We start from the raw sequence: 17937 nt of genomic DNA, 5'->3' as shown, positions 1-17937 counted from the left end.
AATTTGTACCTCGAAAACTTAAGTTTATCTTCTTTTTGTAAATGCTTTCATTCGATAAGGTTAAAGCAGTTAGTAAGTAGAGCCTAAGGGAACACGAAAAGGGAGGATCAAAGAAATGAGTAAACAAAGAAAACGCTTCTCACTCGTTCTTGCATTGTTAATGGCCGTTACACTTGTTCTTAGTGCCTGTGGAGGAAGCAAAGATGCTTCAGAATCCGGGGGAGCTGGAGATGACGCGGTAGAGTTGATCTGGTATACCATCGGTACCCCTCAGAAAGACGTCAATAAAGTGATGGAAGAAGTGAGCAAGTATACCAAAGAGAAAATTAATGCCACGGTAACGATGAAGATGGTTGACTGGGGTGACTACCCGCAGAAGATGCAGGTTAACGTAGCATCCGGTGAGCCAATGGACATTCTGTTCACTTCTTCTGGTGGATTTGATTATGTACAAAATGCCAGAAAAGGTGCATTCCTTGAACTGGATGACCTGCTTGCTGAATACGGTCAGGATCTTACCAAGACCATCGATCCTGCATTCCTAAGCGGTTCCAAGGTAGATGGACACAATTACGGAATTCCAGCCAACAAAGAGCTGCCTCAACAAGAGGTATGGCGCTTTAACCAAATGCTGGTTGATAAATACAAGCTGGACACCTCTGGTGTCCGTACGTTAGACAGTCTGGAGCCTTTACTGAAAACGATCAAGGAAAACGAGGCAAGTGTAACACCTTTTGCCATGGATAAAAACTATGTTCCTTACGTGCCTTATGACTATGTCATTCAGAATCTGCCAATGGCAATCAAGTTGGATACAACAGACTATAAGCTTGTAAACATACTGGAAACACCTGAAATGAAAGAAGCACTTACTACAATGCACAAATACTACAAGGCTGGTTATGTATCGGCAGAAGCGGCAACAACAGGTTCCACGAACGACCTGACAACATCGGGCAACTGGTTCCTGGATCGTGCACAGACTCAGCCACTCGCGGACAATCAATGGTCTGCAAGTTACGGTTATCAAGTCGTTTCAACACCTGCAAGTGAAGCAATTATAACGAATACATCTGTACAAGGTTCCATCATGGCCATCTCGGCCAACTCGGAATATCCAGAGAAAGCGATGGAATTCCTGAACCTGCTGAATACAGATCCTGTGCTGCGTAATATGGTGGACTCCGGTATCGAGGGCACACACTACAAAAAAGTGGATGACACGCATATGGAAAATCTGCCTGAATCGAAAAACTACGATATGCCTTCATACTCCCTTGGGAATAACATGCTGCTCTATCTGAACAGCAATGACCCGGACAACAAATGGGATGAGTTCAAGAAGTTTAACGCTGAAGGTACCAATTCCCCGATCCTCAGCTTTAACTTTGATTCAAGCAATGTATCTGCCGAACTGACGGCGGTACAGAACGTGAAAGAGCAGTATTGGGCAGCACTGATGACAGGTACACTGGACCCGGCAGCCAATCTGGATCAAGTGATTGAGAAGTTCAATCAAGCCGGACTGGAGAAAGTAATGGCTGAAGCCCAAAGCCAGCTGGATGCCTGGAGAGCGGAAAACAAGTAACAGTACATCGTAAGGATCGGGCGGCTGCTTATCGCGTCCGGTCCTTTTTCATTCAAGCCTGAAGGAGGAACTCCACAATGACTACATTTTTGAAAAACCTGATTAGAAACCGGGTCATGCTGTTCATGGTGCTGCCAGGCGCCATCTGGTTCTTCTTCTTCTCCTACTTGCCTCTTGTGGGTACAGTGGCTGCCTTTAAGGAATATCGGTTCAGCCGTGAAGGGTTCTGGGCAAGTCTGATGAAGAGTGAATGGGTTGGCTGGGACAATTTCAAATTCCTGTTCAGCACAAGCGACGCATGGCTCATTACACGCAACACCCTCTTTTATAACATCGCCATTATCTTCCTGGGACTGGTATTTGCTGTGGCATTGGCAATCCTGCTCTCGGAACTAGTGAATAAACGACTCGCCAAACTATATCAAACGGGCATGTTTCTGCCGTATTTTCTATCCTGGGTTATTGTTGGTTACTTCGCATTCAGCTTCTTGAGCATGGACCGCGGGATGTTGAATCAGATTATCGGCTGGTTTGGGATGGAACCAATTCAGTGGTACTCCGAGGCGAAATATTGGCCGTATATTCTGGTATTCGTAGCGTTATGGAAAACCATCGGTTATAGCAGCGTTGTCTATCTGGCTTCCATTCTGGGGATTGATAAATCGCTGTATGAAGCAGCCATGATTGATGGAGCAAGCAAATGGCAGCAGATTCGTAACATTACGATTCCGTTGCTGTCGCCCATCATCACGATTATGACTTTGCTGGCCGTAGGCCGCATTTTCTATGCCGACTTTGGACTGTTCTATCAGGTGCCAAGGGATTCGGGTACGCTCTATTCCGTGACAAATGTTATTGATACGTATGTATATCGTGGTTTGAAAACTAGTGGTGAGATTGGGATGAGTACGGCTGCCGGATTGTATCAATCTGTGGTGGGCTTTGTGCTTGTTATTATCTCCAACTATGTGGTCCGCAAAATCGATAAAGACAGCAGCCTATTCTAGGACAAGGGAAAGGAGTGAACCACTATGGCTCAAGCAGGGCTTGTTAAAAAACGCGACTTCCACCACGTATCCAGCGGCTGGAACGTGATCATGAACATCATCGCTGGTCTATTCGCTCTGATCTGTGTATTTCCTTTTATATTTGTAGTTATTATCTCGTTTACAGACGAGAAAGCACTGGCCCGTGATGGGTATCGTCTGATTCCGGCAGAATGGAGTCTCGCGGCATATCAGTTTGTCTGGCAGAGTGGGGACACGCTGCTGCGTGCGTATGGAGTTACCATTCTGGTGACGGTACTCGGTACCATTATCAGTTTGATTCTCATGTCGCTGTATGCGTATGCGATTTCCCGCAAGAGCTTCAGATATCGGAGATTTTTCTCCATCTTTGCGATTCTGACCATGTTGTTCAACGGCGGGATGATTCCAACCTATATGGTTGTATCCCAGCTGCTTGGATTGAAAGATACGTTATGGGCACTGATTCTGCCGCTGGCGATGAATGCCTTCTATATTATGATCCTGCGTACATTCTACTCCACCAGTGTGCCGGATGCAGTCATTGAATCTGCGAAAATTGATGGTGCCGGTGAGTTCTATACCTTTATGAAAATCGTGATTCCACTCTCCTTGCCGGGACTGGCAACCATCGGGTTGTTCAGTACACTTGGTTACTGGAATGATTGGTTCAATGCGCTATTATACATCGATAATCCGAATCTGGTACCGCTGCAATCCATGTTAATGCGGATTGAGTCGAGTATCCAGTTTATCCAGCAGAACTCTGCTAACAGTTCGATGAGTCTGGCAGCCATGCAGTCCATTCCGCAGGATACGTCCCGAATGGCGATGGTTGTGCTTGCTACGTTGCCAATTATATTCGCTTATCCGTTCTTCCAGCGTTATTTCGTACAGGGTCTGACGGTGGGTGCGGTCAAAGAATAACCGGATCACGTTATAGGATTGGAGAGATGCAGATTGATGACTTACAAAGACCAAAGCAAATCCGTAGAGGAGCGGGTACAACACCTGCTTAGCCTGATGACTACGGAAGAAAAGGTAGGCCAACTTACGCAGCCATTTGGCTGGCAGACCTATACGAATAATCAGGGAAACATCACATTAAATGAATCCTTTAAGCAGCAAGTGGGGAATGGGGGCATTGGCTCCCTCTATGGTGCACTTCGGGCAGATCCCTGGACTGGCGTTACGCTGGAAAATGGACTATCTGCCAGAGAAGGCGCCGAGGCAGTTAATCTGATTCAACGTTATGCGGTAGAGCATTCCAGACTGGGGATTCCCATTCTGATTGGGGAGGAGTGCTCGCATGGTCATATGGCCATTGACGGAACGGTCTATCCCGTTCCTCTTTTATTGGGGAGCACCTGGAATGTGGATCTGTACCGGGAGATGTGCCAGGCAGTAGCAAGGGAGACACGTGCTCAAGGTGGCGCGGTCACCTATTCTCCGGTATTGGATGTTGTGCGTGATCCGCGCTGGGGACGTACCGAGGAATGTTTCGGTGAAGATCCGTTTCTCATTGGAGAGCTGGCAGTTGCTTCCGTGGAAGGACTTCAGGGTGGAAGTCTTGACCGTGGAGATACAGTAGCAGCAACCCTGAAACACTTTGTTGGTTATGGCAGTTCGGAAGGTGGACGTAATGCAGGGCCTGTACATATGGGCTGGCGTGAACTGCTGGAAGTGGATCTGTATCCATTCCGCAAAGCGGTGGAAGCTGGCGCGGCGTCGATCATGCCAGCGTACAACGAAATTGATGGCACGCCTTGCACCGTGAATACGGAATTGCTGGAAGATGTTTTGCGTAAGGATTGGAACTTTGACGGTCTGGTTATTACGGATTGTGGTGCGATCAACATGCTGGCAAGTGGGCATGATGTCGCGGCAGATGGAATGGAAGCTTCCGTACAGGCGATTGAGGCAGGCATTGATATGGAAATGTCCGGTGAGATGTTTGGGCAATATCTGGTGCAGGCGGTGACAGAAGGCAAGCTTGATGTGCAGGTTCTGGATCAGGCTGTCTCTCGCGTGTTGGCGTTGAAGTTCAGACTGGGATTATTCGAACAGCCATATGTGGATGCCGATCGCGCAGCAGAAGTGATTGGCAGTGAAGCTCATGTTGAGTTGGCGCGACAATTGGCTGCGGAAGGTATTGTACTTCTCAAAAATGAGGCTGACACGTTACCTCTATCGATAACAAATGTGGGCCGGATCGCCGTCATTGGTCCCAATGCAGACCAGGCTTACAATCAACTGGGCGATTACACATCTCCGCAACCGAAGTCGAAAGTGGCGACGGTACTGGATGGGATTCGCAGTAAGCTTGCTAATCATGTGGATGGGCAAAGGGAGAAGAGTTTTGTTGGTCCTTTGACTGGTGACAGCAGTACAGATCAGGTGTTATATGCACCAGGCTGCCGGATCAAAGGTGATTCGAAAGAAGGATTCGAGCGTGCCCTTGAAGTTGCCAGCCAGGCAGATACAGTCATTATGGTGGTTGGTGGCTCCAGTGCGCGTGACTTTGGAGAAGGAACGATCGATCTGAAAACGGGCGCTTCCAATGTCTCGGATAACTCATGGAACGATATGGAGTGTGGCGAAGGGATCGACCGGATGACGTTGGGTCTTGCCGGAGTACAGCTGGAACTCATTCAGGAAATTCACAAGCTCGGCAAGAAGCTTGTCGTTGTTTACATTAATGGTCGTCCGATCACTGAACCTTGGTTAGATGAACATGCCGATGCAATTCTGGAGGCGTGGTATCCGGGTCAAGAGGGCGGTCGTGCCATTGCAGATATTCTATTCGGTGATGTGAATCCGTCAGGCAAATTGACGATCTCCATTCCAAAGCATGTCGGACAATTACCGATCTATTATAACGGCAAACGTTCCCGAGGCAAGCGTTACCTCGAAGAGGATTTGGAGCCACGTTATGCATTTGGATACGGACTGAGTTATACCACATATGAGTACAGCGAACCGAAGCTGAGTTCTTCGTCCATGACAACTGATGATTCAGTTAAGGTATCGGTGAATGTGACCAACACCGGCCGTTATGCAGGTGCAGAAGTTGTACAGATGTATATCTCTGACGTGGTCAGCTCACTGACTCGTCCCGCCAAGGAACTGAAGGGGTTTGCAAAAGTTAACTTGGAGCCTGGAGAGACACAGACCGTGGAATTCCGAATCGGAGCCGAGCAACTGCAGTATATTGGTCGTGATTTGAAACCTGTCGTTGAACCGGGACAATTCCATATTCATATCGGCAGCTGCGTTAACGATACGCAAATGGCCGAACTGACCGTAAGGGAGGCGTAAGACATTGGAACGTATCAGACGATTTATTCGCGAGTTGTCCGAACATCAGTGGCTGGAGCAATTACAGCTGCGTAGCTGGGACATTACCCGCGCTTATTATAATGTGCCAGGACAGTATGAGGATCATGGTGAGTACCCCGAAGGGCAAGATTTTGAGCGTTTTCCGAGCAAACAGGGAACGACTTATTTTTTTAGAACACGTTTGGAGATTCCTGCTACATGGCAGCAAGCACCTTATGGGCTTGTATTTGAGACAGGCGGAGAAGGTTTGCTTCGGGTAAATGGGCACTCTTATCAGGGCCTTGACCGCAATCATACCTACGTCACGCTTGATCCATCCAAAGTCGGAAACGCTCCGGAACTTGAGATTGAGATGTTTGACCCGGTACCTGAACCTGTGGACCCCTTGAATCAACAGGCGGTTATTCAGCCGCCGATCACATCAATTACGAGCCTGCTGGTGAGACCAAATGAAGCGGTTCGTAGTCTGATGTATACCGTCATTATTGTGCGTGATTCGGCTGTGTTGCTACCGGAAAGTGACTTTCGGCGGGTTCGCCTGTTAGAACTGGTGTATCGTGCGATGGATCAATTTGTAGGCATGTCAGCAGAAGAGATTGAGCAGGGAGAGGGTATTCGTCAGATTGAGAATAATCTGAAGCATCATGTGCGTGAGATTGGCGGAAACGCGGAAGGTCTGGAGCATATGGTGGGACAATCCCATATTGATATTGCCTGGCTGTGGCCTGTGCGCGAGACCGTACGTAAGACTAGCCGTACCTTCTCCACGGTGGATGCACTCATGAATGAATATCCTGACTATGTGTATTCGCAGAGCCAACCCTTGTTATATGCATTTTTGAAAGAGCATGACCCTGAGCTGTACGCGCGGGTGAAGCAGCGGATTGTAGAAGGTCGCTGGGAGCTGGTGGGCGGCATGTGGGTTGAGCCTGATCTGAACATCCCAAGCGGGGAGTCCCTGATTCGCCAGATGTTATATGGTCAGCGTTTCTATATGGAGGAGTTTGGCAAGACATCACAGATTGAATGGCTGCCGGATACATTCGGGTACTGTGCTTCCCTGCCACAGATTTTGAAGCATGGCAATGTAGAATATTTCATGACAACAAAGCTCGGATGGAATGACACAAATGTGTTTCCATATGATCTCTTCCACTGGGTGGGCATTGATGGAACACCCATTCTGTCTTACCTCAATCATGGTGTTAACGAGCATACGTTGCCGAAGGACATTCATGATCACTGGCAGTCCTACCGTGAGAAAGCAGCGCATCCGGAGCATATGCTTCTATACGGACACGGAGATGGCGGCGGTGGCGTAACACGCGAGATGCTGGAGTATGTGGATCGCGCAGACCTGATGGTAGGTCAGCCTGCGAGCCGTTATAGCACAGCTGGAGCTTTCTTTGCCGGAATTGAAAAGGAGCAACCTGTACTTCCGAAGTGGCATGGCGATCTGTATCTGGAGTTACATCGGGGAACCTACACGACCCATGCGCGCAATAAGCGCAACAACCGGAAAGCGGAAGTTCTATATCGTGAAGCTGAATTGTGGAATACACTCGCTCTGCCAGATATGGAGGCGGATACCGAAACTGAAGTGCGTTCAGCACTGCATGACGGCTGGAAATTAATTTTGCTGAATCAATTCCACGATATTATACCGGGATCGGCGATTACGGAATCCTACGTCACTTCGAATGAAGAATATGTACAGGTATTTGAATTGGGCAGAACCGGACTGGATCAAGGCATTGCAGCATTGACTACGGGTATCAACACAGAGGGACCGGAAGGTTCATTAGCCTATGTTGTATTCAACAGCCTGGGCTGGAAACGCAGTGCAGTTGTTCAATTGGTTGTGCAGGATAGCTTGGATCGCTACGGCATCGATGAAAAAGGCCAGCGCTTGCGGATGGATCGGGAGGATGGCAGCATGTCTATTCTCGTGACAGACATTCCGGCGTTTGGATATAAGACGATTTGGCTGGTACCGGAAAATACAAGGGAAACGAATGTACGGGAAATGACCACCCTTGCCGCACAACCAACCTTTAATGATACATGGGATACCACCTTTTATCATGTGCAGTTCAATGAACGTGGGGAGATCACCCGTCTGTGGGATAAAACCGCGGAGCGTGAGATGCTGAAGCCGGGTGAACGTGGCAATCAACTTCACTTCTTCCACGATCGTCCAACGCTCTGGGATGCATGGGATATCGACAGTCGTTATGAAGAGCAGATTGCTGGCGAAGTGGAACTGTTGGAGAAAAAGCTGGTGCTGGCGGGTACAACAAAGGATGTCCTGCGCTTCCGCTGGAAGCTGCATCAATCGGAAATCACACAGGATATTGTCTTTTATCATGACTCACGACGAATTGACTTCCAGACACAGGTGAACTGGAACGAAAATCACAAACTTCTGAAAGTTGGCTTCCCGATTGATGTGGTAACCTCCAAGGCCACATTTGAAATTCCATTTGGTGCACTGGAACGTCCAACACATCGCAACACAAGCTGGGAACAAGCCCAGTATGAAGTCTGTGGACATCGCTTCGCGGATGTATCCGAATATGGATACGGTGTGAGCCTGCTCAATGATTGCAAGTACGGGTACGACGTGCAGGGAAGTACCATTCGTTTGTCCTTGCTTCGTGCACCAAAATGGCCTGACCGTACGGCTGATCTGGGAGAACATGAATTCACCTATTCCCTGTATCCACACGACGGAGACTGGAGAAACGCACACACCGTACGCCAGGCAGCTGAACTGAACACGGAAGTGGTCGTGCAACAAGTAGAGCAAAAACAACAGGCACAACAAGAGCAATCGATGGAACAGATGCAGCAGAGGGATCAATCACAACAAAGCGCAGAGTCTGAAGCAACCGCAGGTGCAACAGTAAATTTTGCACACCCACGTCCAGCAACTGGCTCATGGATTAACTTCGAAAGCCAGCATGTCATTCTGGATACCGTCAAACTGGCAGAGGATGGACACGGCACCGTGCTGCGTTTTTATGAGTCGTCAGGCAAACGCGAAAACATCACATTGCAATGGCCACATGCGTTCGAGCAAGCATATCACTCCAACGCACTGGAAGAACCGATCAAACCACTGGCCCACACGAACGGCCAGATTACACTATCTTTTAAACCCTACCAAATACAAACCGTGCTACTGCGGTAAACCTTTTTGAAATATTTCTGAGCTATATAAGACGAACTTAAACATGTACACATAACGGAGAGTGCAGAACCAGATGGAGAAGCGAAGCGTTCGCCTTTATCCCCATATTCCCCCTTTAGAGAAGGGAATCGAAGAAATCTGGGGATAACAGCGATCGGAAAATGGTACTGCAATCGTAGTGTCCCAGTGTACAGTTAATGGGTTTATCTTTTATAGCTACACCATTCAATTTGTTTAAGGAGTTGCACTCATCCATGGAACAGTTCAGATTACCCAAAATACCCATGCCACCTGTTGCTTTGCCACAATCCATTCAGGCCGTGCTCGAAGAAGCAGAACAGAAACTGGCTCACCGACCAAAACTGCTTCAATTATTCAAAAACTGCTTCCCCAACACCATTGAAACAACAACCAAGTTGATGGAGGACGGTACGACTTTTGTTATCACAGGAGATATTCCGGCTTCCTGGCTGCGGGATTCCGTGGAGCAGGTGGTACATTACATTCCGTTTGCAAAAGAAGACGAGGACCTGCAACGCATCATTGGCGGGCTGATCAAACGTCATATCCAGTATGTTCACATCGATCCATATGCCAATGCCTTCAATGAGACTGCTAACGACTGGCATTGGAACACTACGGACGAGACCGAGATGTCACCTTGGGTGTGGGAACGCAAATTTGAGATTGATTCATTATGTTTCGTTGTGCGCCTGGCCTATTTATATTGGAAGGAAACCGAGCTGACTGATATTTTCGATTCCAGTTTCAAGGCAGCGATGCGTAAAATCGTAGATTTGTTCAAAGTCGAACAGCATCACATGGAACAATCCCCATATCGCTTCACACGCAATAACGGTATCCCAACAGATTCCCTGCGCAATCACGGAAAGGGCATGCCAGTCAATTACACGGGTATGATCTGGTCCGGTTTCCGTTCCAGTGATGATGCATGTGATTTCCACTACAATATCCCTGGCAACATGTTCGCGGTGGTAGCTCTGCGCCAAATGCAGGAGTTTGCCGAGTGGGTGTTCCGGGATATGGAACTTTTGCAGGAATTGAAGGATCTGGAGCAGGACGTGGATCACGGCATTCAGTTGTACGGTATTTATCGTCATCCGGAATTTGGACCGATCTATGCGTACGAGACGGACGGTTATGGCAACCACTGTCTCATGGACGATGCGGGTACACCGGGACTCATGTCCATTCCATATCTGGGTTACGTCACAGCGGATGATCCGATCTACCAAAATACCCGCCGCTTCGCTCTGAGCAAAGAGAACCCGTTCTATTATGAGGGCAAGGTTGCCAAAGGAATCGGTAGCCCGCACACACCACCAGATTACATCTGGCATATGGGATTGTCCATGCAAGGTCTGACTGCGCAGTCTGCCGAGGAGAAACTGGAGATTATTCGCATGCTCGAAGCGACAGATGCGGATACAGGTTATATGCATGAAGGCTTCCACGCTGATGATCCAACGATTTTCACACGAAAATGGTTTGCATGGTCCAATAGTCTGTTCTCCCAGTTGGTCTATAAATCCATGAAGGATGGCCTGTTATGAGTATCCAACCTAATGATAAAAAGCTGATTATCTTCGCTGATCCTGCGTTTCCAATGGAAGGTGCTTTTCCAACTGAGCAGGCTCTGAATACATGGAAAGCAGTCAAAGAGATCACCGTTGTAAACGCCGAAGAACTCGCAGAGTCTTTGAAGACTACAGCAGGTGAAGGATGTCTGGTCAATCTGCATGCACCCTATTTTCCCAAGTCCGCCTGGACGGAGATTGCAGCTTACCTGCACCAGGGCGGAAGCCTGATCAGTATGGGGGGCGCACCCTTTAAACGTCCGGTTCGATATGAGAATGGGGCATGGGTTGTAGAGTCCGAGCAGACCGCGTATCATCAGGAACTCTATATTCATGAGGCACTGAACGTATCTTCTGCCAATGTGCAATCGTACACTTCATCCGAACAGATCCCGCTTCTCACTGGGAAAGAGGGGCTGTTCGAGAAGGCAGATACATGGAATCTGGTTCCACATACAACCAAAACAAGTGATCTGCCCCACCAGATGGGTTCATCCGGTCCCATGAGTACGCAGATTTATCCATTACTTCGTGGCATGAGCAAGGATGGACGTAGCATCGCCGCTCCGGTCGTTCTGTGGGAAAACTCGCGCGGGACTTTCGTTGGTTCACGATGGATATTTGTGCACCTGCCGCTGACCACCTCATTCTGGACGCAGGATGGCGCTGACGAGATTGTGAAGTGGGCGCAATTCTGTGCGCAAGGTGTAACTGAGTTATCCCTGAAAACGAATTATGCTTCGTATGAGCCAGATGAACGGGCTGTACTCACACTTCAAGGCCAGATTTTACAGCGTGCAGGCAATAGACTTACCGAGTCCGAGCTGTGGACGTTTGACATAACGGTCGAGCATGAGGATCGCATAAGTGGAACGACGGAGAAGGTATGGAGCCATCAACTGGAGATGGAAGTTTCCGGTGAGCAGCGTTTCGAACGTATACTTCTCCCGGTTTCCATTGAAAGTGGGCTGTATCGGATCGTATGCCACGCGCAGGCACCTGACGGGGAAGTTCGGGCCTTGCGTCAAGGCTTCTGGGGACAAGATGCAGCATTGCTGGCAGAAGGGGAAGTGATTACCCGCAGCAGGGACTATTTTGTAAAAGACGGACGTCCTCTGCCCGTTGTGGGCATGACCTACATGACCTCCGATGTGGCACGGAAATTTTTATTTCTGCCGAATGCGGATGTTTGGGATCGAGACATGGCCCAGATGGCAGAAGCAGGAATCAACTGGATTCGGACGGGAATTTGGACCGCCTATCGCAACATGATGCAGGTGGACGGACATATGGCAGAGGATGTGCTTCGTGCCATTGATGCATTTATTTTAACGGCGAAGCGCCACGGCTTGCAGGTCACGTTCACTTTCTTCTCCTTTACACCGGAGACATGGGAAGGAACGAATCCGTATTTGGACCCGCAGAGTGTCGAAGCACAGAAACGTTTCATCCGCAGTATCGTCAGTCGTCACACGCATACAACCCATGTGGACTGGGATCTGATTAATGAGCCATCCATGTTTGATCCGGTGCGCATCTTCTCAGCTGGTCCACGCTCGGCGAGGGATTCATATGAACAGCAAGCCTTTGTCGAATGGCTTCAGCAGCGGCATCAGACGATTGAAGCGTTGCAGGAGGCATGGAACATGTCACCGAAGCAGCTCCCCAATTTTGCAGCCGCGGTGATCCCGGAGGCAGAAGAGATTAACTTTGATGTACAGGACATGCACAAGGCCAAAAAAGGAACACGCTGGCTCGATTACTGTCTTTTCTCCATGGAAATGCACAATGTTTGGGCAAGAGAGCTTGTAGGTACGATCAAGGATCTGGTACCGGATCATCTGGTCACTGTGGGACAGGACGAAGCCCTTGGTGCACAGCGTCCTTCGCCATTCTTCTATGAACGAGAAGTGGATTATACAACCGTGCATTCCTGGTGGTTGAATGATGATCTGATCTGGGATGGAATTTTCGCTAAAACGCCACATAAGCCAAATCTCATCCAGGAGACGGGCATCATGTATGTGGAAACCCCGGATGGGCGAGCCAAACGTACGGAAGAAGAGCTTCGTGGCATTCTCGAACGCAAGTACGCCTATGCTTTCTCGACAGGCGGCGCAGGAGCGGTGCAATGGATATGGAACACCAACTTTTATATGGATAATGCCAATGAGTCCCATATCGGAGCCCTTCGTGCAGATGGTACGGAGAAACCGGAGGCGGATGTATCTTATGATTTCGGCCGATTCATGCATGGCATTCGTGATCTCTTTGAAGACCGTGAGCTGGAGGATATTGCAGTGGTGTTCCCGTATTCCAATGACTTCTCCAACCGTGCCCTGGCATATGATGCCACAACGAAGCTTACTCGTGTGATGTCCTATGATCTGAAATTGCCATTCCGTGCGTTATCCGAATATCATCTGGAAGCACTGGAGCAGCAGCTACCGAAACTGATTATCGTGCCGAGTCCGCACAATATGGACAGCGATGCACTTCAACAATTGCTCACGTTTGCGGAGAAGGAAGGTACAAGTCTGCTCATCACTGGACCACTGGGGCTGGATGCATACTGGAAGGCAACTGACCGGGCAGATCATATCGTAGGCAAACGCAGTCTGGGTAACGTGCAGCGGGAAGAACTGCTGAATATTAATGGCGTGAATCACCGGGTGACCTATGGACGGCGTCGTATCGCCGAGGTGGCGAAGGAGACTTTGCTTCACAGGGATAATGTTACACCAGATGAAGTACACGTTCTGCCTTTGGGCAAAGGGAAATTAATCTGGACTCCACTGCCGCTCGAGTTAAATGGACGGGATGAGCCACTTGCTGAATTGTATCGTTTTGCAACCGAGATTTCGGGCATCGAACAGGAGTTGGAATGGATATCTGGCGGAGATGTCGCAGGAATCTACGGGCGGAAGCTGAGTTTTCCAAAAGGAAATCTGTATGTAATTGTATCGGAGTTTGCCTTGAACCACGATGTTCACGTAAGAGATCAACGTACAGGTGTATCGTACTCGTTCCAATTGGAGAAAAATCGTTCGGTGCTGTTTGCGACAGATGCTTCCGGAAAGCTGACTGCGGTGTATCGCCCTGATGAGGTTGAGATTGTACAACAAGATGAAAGAGGTGGGATCACACGATGACCAAGAAGAAGAGAGCACATATTATTTCGCATACCCACTGGGATCGGGAATGGTACTTGCCGTATGAGAAGCATCATATGCGGCTTATTAAGCTCGTCGATTCACTGTTGGATCAGCTTGATGAGGGATCGGACTACAAAAGCTTTTATTTGGATGGACAAACGATTATCATCGAAGATTATCTTCAGGTTCGACCGGAGCAGAAGGAACGACTGGAGAAACATATCCGCAATGGACGGATTGTGATTGGACCATGGTACATTTTACAGGATGCGTTTCTAACAAGTGGAGAAGCCAATGTGCGCAACATGCAGGTTGGACATAAGGATGCCAAACGTTACGGCACCCCTTCGAAAATTGGTTACTTTCCCGATACATTTGGATTGGTCGGACAGACCCCGCAGCTGATGCAGCAATCAGGCATTGATAATGTGTTCTTTGGACGTGGTGTGAAGCCTACGGGATTTAATAATACGGTTTCGGATGCCGGATATGAATCAAGCTTCTCGGAGCTGATGTGGGAAGGACCAGACGGATCAAAAGTGCTCGGCGTATTGTTTGCCAACTGGTACTCCAACGGAAATGAAGTTCCAGTAGACGAGGAATCTGCCCGCAAGTTCTGGGAAACCAAGCTTGCAGATGCCGAGAAATATGCATCGACCAATGAGTTGTTGTACATGAACGGATGTGATCACCAACCGATTCAACGAGACCTGCCAGAAGCGATTCGCATGGCTGAACAATTATATCCCGATATCGAGTTTGTTCACTCGAATTTTCCAGATTATCTGGAAGCTTTGAGAGCATCGTCTGAACATGAACTGTCCACGGTCAAAGGCGAACTGCGCAGCCAGCGTACCGATGGCTGGGGAACTCTGGTGAACACGGCCTCGGCTCGTGTGTATCTGAAACAGATGAACCAACTGGGCCAGACCATGTTGGAAAAAGTGGCTGAACCCCTGGCATCCTACGCCTATCTGCTTGGACATGCCTATCCACATGATCAACTGACGTATGCCTGGAAAACGCTGATGCAAAATCACCCGCATGACAGCATCTGTGGATGCAGTGTGGATGAGGTGCACCGTGAGATGGTGACACGGTTTGATAAGAGCCGTCATGTAGCAGAGGCATTGATTGAGGAGAGCACCAGCCAGATTGCCACAGCCGTGGATACCTCCATATTTGCACGTTATGGCGAGCAGGCTCGACCTGTTGTGGTGTTTAATACAACGGGTTGGGAACGCAGCGGTGTGGTTCAGATGGAACTGGACGCGGCTCGGTTGTATTTCCGGGATGGATATACATTGGAAGAGATGGCGGCACAGATGAAAGCCGTTGAACTGTCAGACCGCATACTTGTAGATGAAGATGGTAACCACATTCCATGTACGGTGGAGGATCTGGGTCTGCAATTCGGCTATGATCTGCCGGATGACCGTTTCCGCCAGCCGTATAGCTGTCGGCGCGTTCGTATTCGTTTTGAAACAGAGAATGTAGCTGCATTTGGCCTGAAAACCTATGCATTGGTCAACTTTGCGGATGATGCTAAGAGTGGTACTCCGTCGAAAACGACCACGCTGTTGCGTGGTGAACGTGGCATGGAAAATCAACATATGATTGTCACGATTGCAGACAACGGTTCATTCACACTCACGGATAAACGAACAGGCCGGACTTATAAGGACCTTGGCGTGTACGAAAATGTGGGTGATATCGGTAATGAATACATGTTCAAGCAGCCAGAGAATGAAGTTGCATTGACAACACAAGCACTTCAGGCCGAGATTCGGGTTCTTGAGGATACATCATACTTGGCCTCGTTCGAAGTGATTCATCATTGGGAAATACCAGAGTCAGCAGATGAGATGCTGGATCAGGAACAGCGGGAACTGATTTATTATCCACATCGTAAAGCCCAGCGTTCAACTAAAATGATTCCACTTCAGATCCGTACGGTTATATCACTTAGTCGTAGTGGAAAAGGAGTACAATTGGAGACAACCTTCAACAATCAGGCGAAGGATCATCGGGTACGCGCCCTTTTCCCAACGGATCTTGTATCTGCTGTTCATCATGTGGATTCCATGTTCGAAATTGCAACACGTGATAACAAGCCTGCACCGGAGTGGCAAAATCCAAGCAATACACAGCATCAACAGAGTTTTGTAGATGTAAGTGAACAAAACGCAGGATTGGTCGTTGCCAATCTGGGCCTGAATGAATATGAAGTCCTTCAGGATGGTCGCAATACTATTGCGGTTACGCTGCTTCGTGCTGTGGGTGAACTTGGAGACTGGGGCTTGTTCCCGACACCTGAAGCACAATGCCTTGGTGAACATACGTTTAAAATCGAGATCATTCCGCATGATGGCAATGGTGCAGCGTCAGGTGCATATATTGAGGCGTATCAGTTTCAGGTTCCTTGGACGCTGGCACAGACTGAAGTACACCCGGGTTATCTGACACCTAGCAACACACCGTTTGCATGGCAAGGAGACGGTTTAGCATTTTCTTCTCTCAAGGTAAATGAGGATTCCGGTGATGTGATGCTCCGCTGGTTCAATATGACCACCAACTCTGCCACGTTGAAGCTTGCAACATCACAAGTGATTCCACAGCCATTCGAAACGGCATACAAAAGCAACATCCTGGAGGAAGAGGGCGAAATGCTTCATTCCCACAACATAGAAGAGGCGTTGACATTATCATTTGCCAGCAAGGAATGGAACATACAGACAGGTTCATGCGAGATCGTTACTGTCGGCTTGCGCCGCTGATAAAAGTTGTTTAAAGAGCCGAAAAACAGACTTTTGAAAACACACTAAAAGGTACAGGACTGCAAGTGTGCTCTAAACTAGGCATTACGTACGGTGGTGAAAGGGTTACGCTATTTACCAGATGTATCTGTTGAGTTATTGGTTGTTTTTCTATAGAATGAACAGTAGAATTGCAAATGATCGAAAGTTCCTATGCCATCAAGATGGTCAGGGGTACACTTCAATTGTTCATTCTATATTGAAACATTAAGGGGGCTTGAAGCCATGGAATCCTTGGGAGGACTGCTTCAGCAGCTGAACCCTGCCTTTCGTGAGCAATCGCGGCGGATTGCGGCGGAATTGATGGAAAATCCGTACGTACGCGAATTCCGCGCAGGTCATCCTGAACTGCAAGATGCACAGCTCATGACCGATCTGAGCAAGCTGTTTCAGTACGCCAAAGACTCTAAGAACTGTGCGAATTGTCCGGGACTCGACAACTGTCCTAACGATTTTCAGGGCCACTTTTGCAAACTGGAAGTAGAACATTTTAACGGTAAACCCGAAATCATAGATATAAAAGCGCCTTGTTCCAAACATATCGCTCGGCAAAATGAACATATCATTAAGCAACGCATTCGCAGTTTCTATGTGGACGAGCGTGCGCTCAGTGCTGGGTACAACGACGTTGAGATTATGGGCAAGGATCGGATGCGTGCTCCGGCAGTGAATCAGGTGCTTCGTTATATTAGGGAGACCAAGGAGAATGGATTATCTCCGCAAGGACTGTTTCTGGAAGGAACATTCGGGACGGGTAAGACGTTTCTGATGTGTTATCTGCTGCATGAACTGGCGGTTGCAGGTCACACGGGTGTCATTATCTATATGCCTGACTTTGTGGAGGATCTGAAATCCATGATCAGTGAAGGGCAGAAGCTGAAGGAAATGACGGATATTTTGAAAAGTTGTGATCTGCTCATCTTTGATGATATCGGGGCAGAGAATCTGAACCCCTGGGTTCGAGATCATGTGATGGGGTCCATTTTGAACTATCGGATGAATCGTAAACCTACGTTCTATACGTCCAATTACAATCTGGATGGGCTTGAAAAACATCTTAGTTTCACCAATCGGGACGGCGAGGAAATGAATAAAGGCCAGCGACTCATGGACCGGATTCGTCCATTTGTGGATGTCATCTCCGTTCGGGGTGAGAATCAGCGCGGCAAACGTTAATTGTTTAGTCTTTTGGTCTGATCTACAAATTATACTTTTTAAACAAT

9 protein-coding genes are annotated in these 17937 nt (G+C 48.5%); all 9 read left to right on the top strand.

Annotated elements, in window-relative coordinates; all coding sequences use genetic code 11:
• Positions 1-115 precede the first annotated feature (115 nt).
• Positions 116-1588, top strand: coding sequence for an ABC transporter substrate-binding protein (locus J2X75_RS21060; protein WP_124117530.1), 1473 nt, complete (start codon positions 116-118; stop codon positions 1586-1588).
• A gap of 77 nt (positions 1589-1665) precedes the next feature.
• Positions 1666-2595 (top strand): ABC transporter permease, encoded by a 930-nt coding sequence (locus J2X75_RS21055; protein WP_307542345.1) that lies wholly within the window; start codon positions 1666-1668, stop codon positions 2593-2595.
• 24 nt (positions 2596-2619) lie between these two features.
• A complete protein-coding gene (locus J2X75_RS21050; RefSeq protein WP_062837930.1) occupies positions 2620-3540 on the top strand; it encodes a carbohydrate ABC transporter permease in 921 nt (306 codons plus the stop codon).
• Positions 3541-3576: 36 nt separating this feature from the next.
• Complete coding sequence (locus J2X75_RS21045) at positions 3577-5931, top strand: glycoside hydrolase family 3 N-terminal domain-containing protein (protein ID WP_310339953.1); 2355 nt, start codon at positions 3577-3579, stop codon at positions 5929-5931.
• A 4-nt stretch (positions 5932-5935) separates the two neighbouring features.
• Complete coding sequence (locus J2X75_RS21040) at positions 5936-9145, top strand: alpha-mannosidase (protein WP_310339773.1); 3210 nt, start codon at positions 5936-5938, stop codon at positions 9143-9145.
• Positions 9146-9399: 254 nt separating this feature from the next.
• Positions 9400-10719 (top strand): glycoside hydrolase family 125 protein, encoded by a 1320-nt coding sequence (locus J2X75_RS21035; RefSeq protein WP_074096344.1) that lies wholly within the window; start codon positions 9400-9402, stop codon positions 10717-10719.
• Positions 10716-13895 carry a beta-galactosidase gene (locus J2X75_RS21030; RefSeq protein WP_310339769.1) on the top strand — a complete coding sequence of 1060 codons (3180 nt, stop codon included), beginning with the start codon at positions 10716-10718 and terminating at the stop codon, positions 13893-13895. Before J2X75_RS21035 ends, J2X75_RS21030 begins: the two co-directional genes overlap by 4 nt.
• Entirely contained in the window at positions 13892-16675 is a 2784-nt protein-coding gene (locus tag J2X75_RS21025; protein WP_310339767.1) for an alpha-mannosidase, read from the top strand. The genes J2X75_RS21030 and J2X75_RS21025 overlap by 4 nt, the downstream gene beginning before the upstream one ends.
• 264 nt (positions 16676-16939) lie before the next feature.
• A complete protein-coding gene (gene dnaI, locus J2X75_RS21020) occupies positions 16940-17890 on the top strand; it encodes a primosomal protein DnaI (RefSeq protein WP_076319793.1) in 951 nt (316 codons plus the stop codon).
• Positions 17891-17937 lie beyond the last annotated feature (47 nt).

It is taken from the genome of Paenibacillus sp. 2003, from assembly GCF_031455635.1.
Classification (GTDB): domain Bacteria; phylum Bacillota; class Bacilli; order Paenibacillales; family Paenibacillaceae; genus Paenibacillus; species Paenibacillus amylolyticus_B.
This window is presented reverse-complemented; position numbering and strand designations above follow the sequence as displayed.

What these genes read in the sequence shown, in the direction of transcription:
- J2X75_RS21045 (WP_310339953.1), top strand. Translation starts at nt 3,577, where the DNA reads ATGACTTACAAAGACCAAAGCAAATCCGTAGAGGAGCGGGTACAACAC.
- J2X75_RS21055 (WP_307542345.1), top strand. Translation starts at nt 1,666, where the DNA reads ATGACTACATTTTTGAAAAACCTGATTAGAAACCGGGTCATGCTGTTC.
- J2X75_RS21060 (WP_124117530.1), top strand. Translation starts at nt 116, where the DNA reads ATGAGTAAACAAAGAAAACGCTTCTCACTCGTTCTTGCATTGTTAATG.
- J2X75_RS21050 (WP_062837930.1), top strand. Translation starts at nt 2,620, where the DNA reads ATGGCTCAAGCAGGGCTTGTTAAAAAACGCGACTTCCACCACGTATCC.
- J2X75_RS21030 (WP_310339769.1), top strand. Translation starts at nt 10,716, where the DNA reads ATGAGTATCCAACCTAATGATAAAAAGCTGATTATCTTCGCTGATCCT.
- J2X75_RS21025 (WP_310339767.1), top strand. Translation starts at nt 13,892, where the DNA reads ATGACCAAGAAGAAGAGAGCACATATTATTTCGCATACCCACTGGGAT.
- dnaI (WP_076319793.1), top strand. Translation starts at nt 16,940, where the DNA reads ATGGAATCCTTGGGAGGACTGCTTCAGCAGCTGAACCCTGCCTTTCGT.
- J2X75_RS21035 (WP_074096344.1), top strand. Translation starts at nt 9,400, where the DNA reads ATGGAACAGTTCAGATTACCCAAAATACCCATGCCACCTGTTGCTTTG.